The organism is Paenibacillus sp. AGC31, from assembly GCF_057334655.1.
The window spans coordinates 1-12,313 of the sequence record NZ_JBHFJH010000041.1 but is presented as its reverse complement, the minus strand read 5'-3'; the positions used below and the strand labels follow the sequence as shown (position 1 = coordinate 12,313).

Genomic DNA, 12,313 nt, shown 5'->3' with positions numbered 1-12,313 from the left:
GGTTCCACCGTAAAGGTGGGGCCTTTTTTGTGCCTATCATACATGTATTACATATGCTCCCCCATGAATTTCATTCGCGGCCATGCTCATGAATTAGAAACGGCGTGGCAGCAAATGCTCCAGGATCGACTTCAGATCTTTATCTTCTTTGTAAACTTCTTCCCCAGTATCAAGCTCTGTCACACGAATATATTCAAAGTTTGCCGAAGCATCCACTGGCTTGAACAACAACTGTGCCTCATCTTCCAAACGTACATTAAATCCCATATCCTTAAACATGCTGCTTAACTGACTGTTAGCCGGTTCCTGACCTTGCCCTACAAATATAAGTCCTCTAAGACTTTTACGTTCCTGAGGTTGCGGATAAATCACCTGAAAGTGTACAATGCATTCCATACGATGGTTCCCCTTTCGTTTAAAACATACTTTGTGAAATTTTGAACTTTAAAAACTGCTATATAAGGAGATACGTTTCATGACCCCAGAACGTTTCGACATTTATGACGATCAGCAAAATTGGATCGGCACTTCACTACGCAGCGAGGTCCATGCCAAAGGATATTGGCACCGTTCATTCCACTGCTGGATCGTGCGTGACAAAGGCGAGCAACGACAGGTTCTTTTTCAGCGGCGACGTGATATTAAGGATACCTTCCCCGGATGTTACGACATTACAGCAGCAGGTCATCTCACCGCAGGTGAACAACTGCAAGACGCCAGTCGTGAGCTGGAGGAAGAACTGGGTGTCCATGTATCTTTCGATGCACTAACCTATCTACTCACAGCTACACAGCAACTCCAAGGAGAGGTGCGTGGTGTTCCATTCATAGATCGGGAATTCAGTGCCGTCTATGGACTATGTCTGAACCAGCCGCTCGAAGCCTACGTTCTGCAGCCCAGCGAGGTGGATAGCCTGTATGAAGTTCCGCTGGATGATCTACTCGCTTTGTTTCGTAATGAGATCGACGTGATTCAAGCTACCGGAGTTCAGACCCAGCCATTGACATCACCACCACATTCCATCGGTCATAAGGACCCATTAAGTGATCATGCAGCTGATGATCCGGAACGTATCGTTCGCGAGATTCGGGCAGCAGAATTCGTGCCTCATGGCACAGCTTATTATACGGATGTGCTGGAAGCTCTGTATCACGTGCCCAAAGATTGATCACGTACAATCTTGTTCAACCCGATCCAGTTCAATCGAATGTTCATAGCTTCATTTTCTCAAAAATAGCATAACTTCATACCTTTACTATCGACTTGACTGGGAACAGATGCTGTGACGAACATCACTGTCATATCTCAAACCAGCACAAACAGGCGACTGCCTGCGGGCAACGCCTGCTTTATGTACACACGTATTCGTTTCATCAAGATAGGTACCTTTGTGCTGGCATGCTCCATCAGAGGTGAATTAGTCGCCGATCTGTCTAGCTCTGTTCACCCTCTCCTGAAGGAGAAGACCAATAACGCGCAGAGAGTTCTTCGTACCGGTGCCCATAACGGGACTCCAGTTCCTCACCCATATCCTGTTCCAATTCGTACAACACCAGCTCTTGAGCAAAATGATTCAGCAGCAGTCCGGTCATTACTGGATGCTCCGTCACCACTGCCTGTGTGGCGCATGATTCCCCTCGCATGCCTAGCATGCACCAGCGGCGGTCCACCACCAGAGAGAATTTCCGACCATTACCTGTGCCGTACAAAGGCAGACCCGGCAAAGGAACAGGCTGATCGAGCATGCCTTCGCCACCATCACACGACCATAACAACCGCACACCGCGAGCTTCAGCCTGCTGTAAGTCATTACGCAGCAACTCTGCCTCTTCACGCCAAACGTCTACGACAATCTCATGCTGAGCCTCAGCCAACTCACGGCTCAGATTCTCAAACACATTTTTGTCCCCTTCGACGTTATAGAAGACAGGTTTCTCCGGTTCACTCTTAGGCATGCTGCTCTGGACATAATCCAGCGAGGTACGCATTTGATCAGAGATCATGCGTGTCATCTCCTCCGGCTTCAGCACACTATACTTCGCCGGTTCCCCCGGACTACACCGCAAGAATCCACGCTGTTCCAGCCGTTGCAGGGTCGCATATACATTGGAACGGGACACGCCAAGCCGCTTCGCAACCTCATAGCCTGAGGCTGATCCCTGACGGGCGAGTTCCACCATAATTTTAGATTCCATCTCGGTAAACCCAAGATGACGCAAATGATGCAGCAGTTGGTCCATATTCCCGTCCCCCCATGCTGTCAGCAACCCGCACTGCCTCACAATGATGCAGCAGTGCTTCTACTGCATCAGATCAGATCTGTTCGGCACCACAGCGCGGGCACCACTTCGAACCTTTGGGCAGCTCGGCTGCACAAATCTGACAATTCACCATTTCGCGTGATACTTCGGTCTGTACGTCCACCGTGTTCACAATCGGGTTATTTTCTTTCCAGTAACGGATGCGTTCGTCCAGCTCCTGCTGACGCTCACGTTCCCGTTGCATCTCTTCATCTCTGCGACGTTCCCACTCCGCATCGAACGCTTCCTTTTCTTCCTGGGTAAATTCCGTACTGTTATATTCCGATTCCGTTTCCAGATCCGCTATGGACGGAATGACCGTATGATACGGCTCATCTTCCTCCAATTCCAACTCAGGTGGCGCATCGTAGAAGTCCGGCTCTGGAGTCTGGGTCTGAGCTACAGCTGCCTCCTGTCTCGCGGCTGTGGTGGCTCCTGCGACTCCTGCTGCTCCTACTTTAGGTGCTGGTGTCTTGAGTTCACCCAACTTGCGTCCGCATTTAGGGCAGAAGTTGGCATCCAGGGAAGCGACGTGTCCACACTCGCACAACCGTTCGTTCTTGAGTTGTGCAATCTTGTTGCGCAGACCATCAATCTCGTCCTGCAATTCGTCGCAGAGCTGCGACAGATCCACCATCTCTTTTTCTGCACGCGTCATATCCTGTGCCCGATAACCCTCATAGAAGATGCGACCCATATCTGTAAAATGGACTTCCTGTTCCTGTTGCAAGCCCACAATCTGGTTGTTCAATTTCCCAATCTCAACGGCGTGCTGGGCACGCTCTGTTGCTTTGTTCGCTCCGTCTTTGATGCGCTGAAGCAGTTTCATGACCATTCCTCCTCTGTCCCGTCAAAACCAATATTATCATTTCAAATTTTAGAGGTTATTCAAAAAGTCCGCTTTTGATTACGAAGGATGCCAGTGGCATCCTCAGCATCGAATATGGCATTCAGCCGAAATGTCCGTTGCTCACGTAGTTTTCCCTACGCTCCGCTACTCCATTTCTAGCTTCATTCCATCTTCTCGGTACTGAAAACCAGACTTTTTGAACACATACTTGTGGTAAATTAGCATATTACATCCTTCATGCAAAATGCTCAGGCATATAACTTATACGAAATCATGCCAAAAAGTTGCGTAATCTCGTGCAGGTGCCCGTTTTATACCGATACTGGATGAAATCGGGGGCTTTCGTCAAGACCTTACGTTCGGGTATAATGAAGCTTTGACCATACTTAACCGCCTAATTAGGCGACTAACTCTATCATACCAATTTACAATGTGATTGTGAAAAGGGCAAATGGTTTACTTTTAGCCGGGATAGTCCTATCCCTGAATGCATACAGAGGTGGATGAAACATGTTAAGTCCGAACTCAACGTTCTACCCCCGTCCGCTCGGGGTTACCCCGGCGGCATCCCTGCCCCAGTCCCCGTCTGCTCCGCTGCAGACCAGTCGACAACTCGTGGGCAATGATCAACAGGATGCCTTTTATTTTCGCTCGCTGGAAGAGGCAGGTATCAAGTTAAACGCACCACAAATCTCGGCAGTCCGTCACGGCAGAGGACCCATTCTGACGCTCGCCGGAGCCGGCTGTGGCAAAACAACTGTGCTGGCTGCAAGAGCCGGTTACCTCATAGAGGTCAGTGGCGTACATGCAGGCAGCATCCTGCTGGTGACGTTCACCAACAAGGCCGCCACCGAGATGAAAGACCGGATTGCGGCTTTGCCAGGTATACGCCCGGCAGCCGCGAGAGCCGTACAGGCTCGCACCTTCCACTCTTTTGCGCTGACATTATTGCGTCATTACGGTGTGCAGGAAGAGATCTTTGGCGAGTCGCGGGCTCAGCATACGGTGCTGAAGATGCTTCTTCGCCAAAATGGCATGAGTGAAGCCTTCCAGCCCGAAAGTCTGCTGGCCATGCTGTCCGCATGGAAGATGCAAGGATCGGAAACAACCGATCTGCCTGAGAAATCACAGGAAGAACGCGATGCCAAGCGTGTTCTTCTTGGTTACGAAGCCTGGAAGCAGGATCGCGGCAAAATGGATTTTGATGATATTTTACTGCGGGCAGCCGCGTTGCTTCGTGATCCTGCTGTTCTAGGGCCGCTTCAAAAACGTTTCCAGTACATTATGGTGGATGAGTTCCAGGACACCAATCATCTGCAATATGAGATTGTACAAAAACTGGCTTCCGCCCACCGCAACCTGATGGTTGTGGGAGACGATGACCAGACGATCTATACCTTCAATGGCGCACGCCAGGAATCGATTTTGGAATTCGATAAAGTATACCCAGGTGCACGCATCGTGACGCTGGATATTAATTATCGTAGTGATGCACGCATTCTGGGACTCGGAAGTGAACTGGTCGCCCGCAATAAACGCAGACGTGACAAACGGCTGCGTGCCGCCGGAAACCGCGGCGATGCGCCCCGTTTCGCTACACCTTCCAATGCAGAGGAAGAAGCGGCGTGGGTCGTAAACCAGCTGTGCCAGCAAGTTGAAGAAGGACAACACACCTATCGCGATATTGCGATTCTTCACCGAACTGCAAGCAGCAGCCGGGCTGTATTTGAGCAGCTTGTTTTGAAAGACGTGCCTTTTGTACAGCATGGTGCTTCTCCGGTGTTCTATGACCAGTCTCTCATCAGACCCCTGATGGATCATCTGCGTCTGTCCCTTGACCCACGAGCCATGGATGCTCTTCCAAGTGCACTGGGTCCGCTCTACGTCTCACGCGATGCGGGTCTGGAATGGATACAGCGTTGTGAACAACAACAGGCGAAGAAATATCCGCTCATCCATCTGGTGAAATGGGAAAAGCTGAAACCATTCCAGCAGGAACAGGTCAAAGAACGCATCAAACTGATCAAATCACTGCACAAACTAAAACCCATCATCGCCATTCAGGAGATGCGCAGGCAGTTCTACGACAAGTATATGGAAAGTGGTGATCCCAGCATCTTCACCCACTATAAGGAAACGATGCTGGAAACCCTGGATGAATTCGAAGCTGCCGTCAAAAAATTCGAAACGGTAGAAGAGTTCATTCAATTCGCGGATGAGCTGTCCCGCAGACACCGTGAGATGGAATCTTTGCGCCGCGCACAGGACAGTGACGCGGTACAGCTGATGACGATCCACCGGGCCAAAGGATTGGAGTTCCCTTGTGTGTACTGGATTGGAGCCAGTGAAGGCATTGTGCCTCACAGTACAGCACTTCGCCAGGATATTCCCGAGGATCAGAAAGCTGCGCTTGCTATGCAGCAGACAGATGCCGAACTGGACATGGCGCTGGAGGAAGAACGCAGGCTCGCCTACGTTGCCATCACACGGGCCAAGCAGTACTTGTATGTCACCTCACCGGCGAGCCATCACGGAAAACCAGCGGATGTGTCCCGCTTCCTGCTTGAAGCCTTCGGCATGGAAGTACCGGACAAACGCAAACCTCGTGAGGAGAGCCGGACGAGCAGTCAGGCTTCATATGGTAAAGGCAACGGACAGTATGCCCGCTCGTCCGGCTCAGGTGCCCGTTCAGAAGGTCGGGATGCAGCACAGCGTCGTGCCATCAGCCACAGTGACCGTCGTGACTACGAGGTCCACAACGAACGTGATGAGGATCGCCTCGGTGAACGGCGTGGTAGTGGGGAGATTCGCAACCATAAGGCATTCAGCACCACAGGTCTGAGTCCAACAGCTGCAAGTTCCTCCAGTTCACATTCGCACACTTCAGGTTCAGGTAATGCTGAGCGTACGGAGACCGTTGCGGTCTGGAAGTGTAGTTCATCCACCTGTAAAGCTTGGCTAAGACAGAAGCCGGCTGTGCCTTCAAAAGCAACCAAGAAGGCATCCTCAGGCCCTCCCGCCTGTCCCCTGTGTTCAGGATCGATGGAGGCTGGCACCCGCCAAGTTCCCGTAACGGGGAGATTTGGGAAATAACTCAAAGGAAGAGGTCCCTTATGAAGTTAGAGATGATTATTAAAGAGCGGATTCAAGAAAGATTCGACACCCTACAGGAATTGTACGATATTTGGTTTACCGAAAATCCCGCTTATATCGCTCCCAAAGAAAAACTTTTTCCACAAGCACATATTGAGCGACTTAGAACCATTACTTATCTATTGGATAAAGGGTTCATCGTCGTTAATCCCGTTAAAGATGAACCATCTCTCGTGTCAGTCAGTATTACAGTAGATGGAATTGATTTTTTTGAACAAAGTCGATTAGAAGGAAAAGGTAATGGCTGGTCATATGTGACTGAACATGTGGATGAATAAATAACACACGAGCATAGTAGCTCGTTTCAGGGCGCTTTTTGCTGTTTATTAACAGTAGAAGCGTGTTTTTTCCATTTCAGAATGGGGGTTGGATTATGCAGGACGACAAACAACATCTGTATGTATCGGTAACTCATAATCTTATTGAGCAAACAAAGAACGAATCTACACCCTTTGAGGTATTAGTGGATGACGAACAGTTGGGCCGATTAAAAGATCTGATGAAGGTGCTGGAGGATGACGATGCCTATACATTGCAACGGGCTCCCGTACCCTACAAATCAGCAGACCACGATGAGGCAACAGAGCAATTTTCGGATGGCATGACCTTGCTGTATACCTTTCTGTATGACCATGGCACGCCGGATACCCGGCAGGCAATTGAAAGCATGAACGTGCTCCCAAGGCTGCAGGATACGGATTATGATGACCCCGGGTACGAGAATTCACCACTGAATAAATGACTGATGCCAAAAAGCATGCGTAACCGCAGATCACGCGGAAGACGCATGCTTTTTAATATGATGAAGGACAACGGCCATGTAAAATGGACTCAATCCAGACGAATCTCCTGCCCTTTCTCAGCCGATTCATAGATTCCGCACAACATGCGCGTGGAAGCCACGCCATCCGCAATTGGGCTGATCGGCTCTGTACCGTTCAGGCAGCAATCCACAAAGTGGTCAATCTGGTTCTGGAATGCACTATGAATATGGAGACCCGTATTGTCCGTCTGGGGTTCAATATTCAGGATGGTATTATTTTTCTCCGTGACGATCAGTGTCTCCGGCTCCAGTTCGAACCCACCACGCTCGCCGTATAATTTCACCGAAGATTCATCTCCGCGTGCATGCAGGGTAAAGCTCACATCCACCGCCAGCGAAGCCCCGTTCTCAAACCGAATAAGTGCATTCGCCATATCTTCCACGTCATTCACAGCTGCGCTGTAGTCGGCTGCTTTGTAAAAAGAAAGATGTTCGATATGGGCACGATTGCCCAACTTCCGATACGTATTACCACTGACCGAAACAGGTTTCGGCTTGCCCATGAGGTACCAACACTGGTCAATAATATGTACGCCGAGATCAATCAGGGGACCACCGCCGGAACGGCTTTTATCAGCAAACCAACCGCCTGGATTGCCGTGACGCCGCAGAATGGAAGCTTTGGCATAATACAGTTCACCAAACTCCCCGGCATCAATGAATCTGCGCATCATCTGCATATTGTTATCATACCGCCGCACAAATCCCACGATAAACGTACGTCCGCTCTTCTTCACCGCTTCTTCAATCCGGAGCGCATCTTCCACATTGGTTGCGACCGGTTTCTCCAGCAACACATGCTTACCTGCCTCCAGTGCAGCAATGGCAAATTCGGCATGTGTATTATTCCAGGTACAGATACTGACAGCATCCACATGCGGGTCCTCCAGCATCTCCCGATAATCGGTGTACACGGATTGAGCATCGTACTTCTGCGCAGCAGCCTTAGCCCGTTCTTCGTTCAGATCGCAGATGGCATAGATGACGGCATCCTCGTTTTTGGCATAACACCTCATATGAAGATCCGAGATTGATCCTGTACCAATCATTCCGATGTGCAACATTTGTTTCGTGCTCATCATCGTCCTCCCTTCCTTTTCCACAACTTCCAGAACATCATTATCGTCTAGTCTGCCCGCAGCATACCCTCGTAAATACCCGGCGTTGAATTTTCGATCTTCACGGCACCCAATGTTCGGGCATAGAAATCCACAGGTCCCGCTGATCCGATAATGGCATACCCGTACCCATCCGCCTTCATCGCATGCATACAGGCCAGTAACAAGGCTGTGCCTACACCTTTGCCACGTGCATCCTGGCTCACACCTGTGGGTCCAAAGAAGTTGCGGCATGTCGCTTCGTAACAGGCAAAACCAATCATTTTCCCATGCTCAACCGCAATATAACAAGACACCGGCTGACGCGCAAAAGCGACCTCACATTCATCCACCCATGCCTGACTAAAATGTGACCTCACCCAATCCAGTACAAGCTGTTTTTCTGGCGCAATGGCTCTACGAATCACAATGGAGGATTCCTCCAGCGTTCTCAGTCCACTCTCTTGCTCCGGCAAACGATAGAGCGCTACCAACATATCACTCATCTAATCCGTTCCTCCTCGTACTTGAATGTGAAATAGGACAATGGTTTGGCCACTACCTGAAATTAACCTGATCCTGCTGCGGATAACCTGCAATACAAGCGATATTTCTAATTTAAAATAACCTACCGCTTACGTTCATTGCATTTCAACTGCAACACTTAGACGATTTGTCCCGTCTATTAACTTGAAGCGCGGCCCTAAGGAAGATTTTACCGCGACAGTACACAGATTAGAAGGGATGAATATTGATGAACAACAACATGAAAAAAGTAAGTGCACTGATGGCCCTATCCATGGCATTGGGTGGCGGAGCCGCTTATGCCGCAACACTGGACAACACACAACCACTCCATCAAACATCCGTTTCAGCAGATAGTAACGCAGTGAGTGTAGTAAACGTATCCGTGAATGGTGCATCCATCTCTGATGGTTATTGGAACAAGGATGGCAAAGTAGCCATGATCCCGCTGCGTGATCTTACCGACGCACTGGGTATTGAACTGGAATGGAATAAAGAAACTAAAACTGCAGAGCTGACTCGTGGTGCTCTCTGGACACAGGTAATCACAGGCAAGGATCAATATTCTGTGAATAAAATGCTGCTCACACTGGGCACAGCGCCCGAAATCACAGGCGGCAAATTGTATGTACCGGTTTCTTTTGCTGAGAAAGCACTGCATGGACAAGTGAACACAACAGGAAATCAGGTGACGATCTCCAGTGAAGAGGACGTGAAGACGGTTACTGAACGTGGTGTAATTACCAGAATCTCGAACCAAGATAAATATAAGTCCATCCAGATTGGCGGTGCAGGTACGGATGGTATTGTGCTCAATCTGAGCGATGAGACAAAATTCATCTCAGTTGAGGGGAAAGAGATTGCACTGACTGATCTGGCCATTGGCATGAACGTGGAAGCTGAGCATTCCCTGATCACTACTCGCAGTCTGCCACCACAAACGCCAACCTATACAGTCACTGTACTGGATGCGGCTACAGCATCTGAGGCACAACCTAAAGAGCTTCTGGGCACAGCGGGTACAATTGAAAATGTAAAAACAGCTGAAGGCAGCATCTCACAGATTGAAATCACAGGTACACGGTTAACAGAAACAGCTCCTGACCATGTCGTGCTGAACATCGACAAAGACACACTGATCGTGAACCACGAAGGTGAAACGGTAAAAGCTGAAGAACTGACCAAAGGCGCTAAAGTCATTGGGTTCTACAGCCCTGTGTTGACACGCAGCCTGCCTCCAATTGGAACAGCTTGGAAAGTGGTTGTTGAAACACCTGCAACAGAGCTGGAAGCGAAATAATACGGTTTGTGAAAAGCGCGGGTTAAACATATGCTGAGACTGTATATTGCAAACCGCATGTATCTTCTGGCAAGTGATGTAAGGCTTGTAACGCATCACGATGACCAGCCAGCAGCTATACGGCTAGTCTAATCAAAACAACCTTATCCGCCTGTCTTCTGACAGGCATGGATAAGGTTGTTTTTTAGTTTATGGAGTTATTTTTTGTGACTATTTAGCGATACAATTATTCCCGGTTTATCTTCATCTTCAACGATCGCTTCCACTTCAATCTCAACCATCAACAAGGGATCAATGAGTGCGCTAACTTCAACCATGGTGGCTACAGGCTGGATCTGTCCAAAAAATTCACCGTGCGCCTTGCCAACTTCCTCCCATCTGGAGATATCGGTAACATACATCCGGGTTCTCACCACATGCGACATGTCAGCCCCCAGTTCTTTCAGTGCATTCTCGATCGTCTGCAAAACGAACCTTGTCTGTGCGTACGGATCACCTGCCCCAACAACTACACCATCTTGCATCGCGGTTGTACCCGCCACTTCAATTCGGTTCCCTACACGGATGGCACGGCAATATCCCACCAACGGTTCCCATGGGGAACCGGTAAATACCTGCTGTCTGCTCATTCTCTCGTCCCTCGCTTTGGTTGTATTTGTCTCTTCGGATAAACATGAATTATATCAGTCCCCCATCATCTCGGACAATGGAATCAAGTTTAATTCTATCTTAACTCCATTAACATTTTTGCACAGAAAAAAATCCCCTGAATGACTGCCCATGGTTAGATCAAGGAGGGTTCATTCGGGGATTTATGAGAATTAGTATCTTTTCTTTTTCTTTAAGGATGAAACATCCAAATTACAACTTGATATTAGCCTCATCGAAGTATTCTTCCAGAGTTAACCCACTCTTCGCCACATCCGGTGCCAAATCTGTACCGATGTACCGGATATGCCAAGGCTCATAGACGTACCCTGTGGTATCTTCTTCACCTTGCAGATAACGGATGACATATCCGTATTCTGCAGCGTGTTCAGCCAACCACTGGCCTTCCTTTGATGTGCCAAATACCTCTTCCAGCACATTGCCCACACTCGGGCTGGATACATCAATGGCAAGCCCCGTCTGATGTTCGCTTCGGCCCGGCACAGAGCTCACGCGATCCGTGTATTCTTGACCTTTGGTTTTAACATTATTGTTATAGATGGATACCTGACGCTGATATGAACGATAACCGGACACCGCACGAAGCTCAATGCCGTCCGCTTTTGCACCTGCAAACAACTTCTCCAGTGCCTCCGCAGCTTCCTTGCGCATATGCCGCTTCTCGTGTGGTTCGTCGAAGGAGAACGGTACATTTGGCTCTACCAGATCGTCCGGCTCGTACCCGTCAGGCAGACTCCGTTGCTTGTTCACAATGACGGTCATAGACTCCGCATTGGTCACCACGGATTGTGCATCAATCGTCGTTTGCAGTGCGCTGATACTGCGTTTCTCCAGCAATGGGTCTTCCGCTGTCGCCCCATTCCCATCGTCCGAAGAGCCCTGCCCTTCACCCGCTGAAGCATTTCCAGACTCACTGTCCGCACCTTCACCACTGTTGCCAGAAGATGATGTGTCATCCCCGCCAGCATTGTCGCCGCCCGTTCCTTTATCCTCCGTAAAATGAACCGTTGTGCCGTCCGACTCCTGTTGTGTGTTACCTGCTCCATTCGGATTCTGGCTCTCCTCTGTGCCGTTCTGGCAGGCGGTAAGCAATGCTCCGCATATCATCAATGAGGACAGCATAACCACCATGCGGCGCTGTCTTCCTGTAGTTGATTTCATGTAAAAACTCCTATCGCAATAATATAAATGCTGTCTAGTTGTTGTATGCAATGTTCCCTGCGACAGTATACCTTAATTGGGAGCGAAGCTCCACTAGTAAAGACGTCCTTTAGAAGAGATCCGAATGAACATATACGGGCTGTACAGCCTGTATGATCGTTTTTTGGACTTTTAGAGCAACATGCTGCAATAAAAACAAGCAGGGGTGATCTGAGATCTCCCCCGCTCTGATGCGTGCATCATTTGGTTGCCGGGCTGTCCGTCTTCTTCTGGACAGCCTGCCACATCCGCGCCGCTACACGCTCGCGGATCAAATCCAGCCCTGCGGTGGCCGGCACGCCCGGCAGCAGCGCCGTCAGCTCCGGCAACGCCGGCGGCTTGCCCGGCCGCGTAAGGCGCACCTCAACGGCCCCAAAGCCCGGCCCCGGCTGGTGC

The 12,313-nt window shown here is 49.7% G+C and carries 12 protein-coding genes and 1 pseudogene; 5 read left to right on the top strand and 8 right to left on the bottom strand.

Annotated features, from left to right (window positions below; genetic code table 11):
- Positions 1–93 precede the first annotated feature (93 nt).
- Positions 94–396, bottom strand: coding sequence for a hypothetical protein (locus ACE04G_RS25335; RefSeq protein WP_017690846.1), 303 nt, complete (start codon positions 394–396; stop codon positions 94–96).
- Between the two features lie 79 nt (positions 397–475).
- On the opposite strand from ACE04G_RS25335, the gene ACE04G_RS25330 reads away from it, so the two are divergent.
- The gene (locus ACE04G_RS25330) at positions 476–1,168 is read left to right on the top strand and encodes an NUDIX hydrolase (RefSeq protein ID WP_449005120.1); all 693 of its coding nucleotides are present in this window, start codon (positions 476–478) and stop codon (positions 1,166–1,168) included.
- Positions 1,169–1,433: 265 nt separating this feature from the next.
- Here ACE04G_RS25330 and ACE04G_RS25325 read toward each other — a convergent pair whose 3' ends face one another.
- Both ACE04G_RS25325 and ACE04G_RS25320 read right to left on the bottom strand, forming a co-directional pair.
- Entirely contained in the window at positions 1,434–2,240 is an 807-nt protein-coding gene (locus ACE04G_RS25325; RefSeq protein ID WP_221825743.1) for a TrmB family transcriptional regulator, read from the bottom strand.
- A gap of 73 nt (positions 2,241–2,313) precedes the next feature.
- Positions 2,314–3,129, bottom strand: a complete 816-nt coding sequence (locus ACE04G_RS25320) for a zinc ribbon domain-containing protein (RefSeq protein WP_449005119.1) — start codon at positions 3,127–3,129, stop codon at positions 2,314–2,316.
- 531 nt (positions 3,130–3,660) lie between these two features.
- On the opposite strand from ACE04G_RS25320, the gene ACE04G_RS25315 reads away from it, so the two are divergent.
- The 3 genes from ACE04G_RS25315 (at position 3,661) to ACE04G_RS25305 (ending at position 7,045) form a co-directional block, all read left to right on the top strand.
- Positions 3,661–6,243, top strand: coding sequence for a UvrD-helicase domain-containing protein (locus ACE04G_RS25315; RefSeq protein ID WP_449005118.1), 2,583 nt, complete (start codon positions 3,661–3,663; stop codon positions 6,241–6,243).
- Positions 6,244–6,263: 20 nt separating this feature from the next.
- The gene (locus ACE04G_RS25310; RefSeq protein WP_221825892.1) at positions 6,264–6,581 is read left to right on the top strand and encodes a hypothetical protein; all 318 of its coding nucleotides are present in this window, start codon (positions 6,264–6,266) and stop codon (positions 6,579–6,581) included.
- A gap of 95 nt (positions 6,582–6,676) precedes the next feature.
- Positions 6,677–7,045 (top strand): hypothetical protein, encoded by a 369-nt coding sequence (locus ACE04G_RS25305; protein WP_449005117.1) that lies wholly within the window; start codon positions 6,677–6,679, stop codon positions 7,043–7,045.
- An 89-nt stretch (positions 7,046–7,134) separates the two neighbouring features.
- Here ACE04G_RS25305 and ACE04G_RS25300 read toward each other — a convergent pair whose 3' ends face one another.
- Together ACE04G_RS25300 and ACE04G_RS25295 are read right to left on the bottom strand one after the other, a co-directional pair.
- Positions 7,135–8,205, bottom strand: coding sequence for a Gfo/Idh/MocA family protein (locus ACE04G_RS25300; protein WP_076215533.1), 1,071 nt, complete (start codon positions 8,203–8,205; stop codon positions 7,135–7,137).
- A 47-nt stretch (positions 8,206–8,252) separates the two neighbouring features.
- Positions 8,253–8,729, bottom strand: a complete 477-nt coding sequence (locus ACE04G_RS25295; protein ID WP_062837317.1) for a GNAT family N-acetyltransferase — start codon at positions 8,727–8,729, stop codon at positions 8,253–8,255.
- A gap of 248 nt (positions 8,730–8,977) precedes the next feature.
- Between ACE04G_RS25295 and ACE04G_RS25290 the strand changes: the two genes are divergently transcribed.
- A complete protein-coding gene (locus ACE04G_RS25290; RefSeq protein WP_449005116.1) occupies positions 8,978–10,048 on the top strand; it encodes a copper amine oxidase N-terminal domain-containing protein in 1,071 nt (356 codons plus the stop codon).
- A 197-nt stretch (positions 10,049–10,245) separates the two neighbouring features.
- Here the strand turns inward: ACE04G_RS25290 and ACE04G_RS25285 are convergent, their stop codons facing one another.
- The 3 genes and pseudogenes from ACE04G_RS25285 to ACE04G_RS25275 all read right to left on the bottom strand — a co-directional run.
- Entirely contained in the window at positions 10,246–10,677 is a 432-nt protein-coding gene (locus ACE04G_RS25285) for a RidA family protein (RefSeq protein ID WP_221825889.1), read from the bottom strand.
- A 232-nt stretch (positions 10,678–10,909) separates the two neighbouring features.
- On the bottom strand, positions 10,910–11,878 hold the full coding sequence (locus ACE04G_RS25280; protein WP_221825888.1) for a M15 family metallopeptidase: 969 nt from the start codon (positions 11,876–11,878) through the stop codon (positions 10,910–10,912).
- Positions 11,879–12,117: 239 nt separating this feature from the next.
- A pseudogene (locus ACE04G_RS25275) lies at positions 12,118–12,313 on the bottom strand (phosphoribosylglycinamide synthetase); the annotation flags it as partial.

Coding starts and splice junctions, on each gene's coding strand:
- ACE04G_RS25335 (WP_017690846.1), bottom strand. CDS start 396: ATGGAATGCATTGTACACTTTCAGGTGATTTATCCGCAACCTCAGGAA.
- ACE04G_RS25330 (WP_449005120.1), top strand. CDS start 476: ATGACCCCAGAACGTTTCGACATTTATGACGATCAGCAAAATTGGATC.
- ACE04G_RS25325 (WP_221825743.1), bottom strand. CDS start 2,240: ATGGACCAACTGCTGCATCATTTGCGTCATCTTGGGTTTACCGAGATG.
- ACE04G_RS25320 (WP_449005119.1), bottom strand. CDS start 3,129: ATGAAACTGCTTCAGCGCATCAAAGACGGAGCGAACAAAGCAACAGAG.
- ACE04G_RS25315 (WP_449005118.1), top strand. CDS start 3,661: ATGTTAAGTCCGAACTCAACGTTCTACCCCCGTCCGCTCGGGGTTACC.
- ACE04G_RS25310 (WP_221825892.1), top strand. CDS start 6,264: ATGAAGTTAGAGATGATTATTAAAGAGCGGATTCAAGAAAGATTCGAC.
- ACE04G_RS25305 (WP_449005117.1), top strand. CDS start 6,677: ATGCAGGACGACAAACAACATCTGTATGTATCGGTAACTCATAATCTT.
- ACE04G_RS25300 (WP_076215533.1), bottom strand. CDS start 8,205: ATGAGCACGAAACAAATGTTGCACATCGGAATGATTGGTACAGGATCA.
- ACE04G_RS25295 (WP_062837317.1), bottom strand. CDS start 8,729: ATGAGTGATATGTTGGTAGCGCTCTATCGTTTGCCGGAGCAAGAGAGT.
- ACE04G_RS25290 (WP_449005116.1), top strand. CDS start 8,978: ATGAACAACAACATGAAAAAAGTAAGTGCACTGATGGCCCTATCCATG.
- ACE04G_RS25285 (WP_221825889.1), bottom strand. CDS start 10,677: ATGAGCAGACAGCAGGTATTTACCGGTTCCCCATGGGAACCGTTGGTG.
- ACE04G_RS25280 (WP_221825888.1), bottom strand. CDS start 11,878: ATGAAATCAACTACAGGAAGACAGCGCCGCATGGTGGTTATGCTGTCC.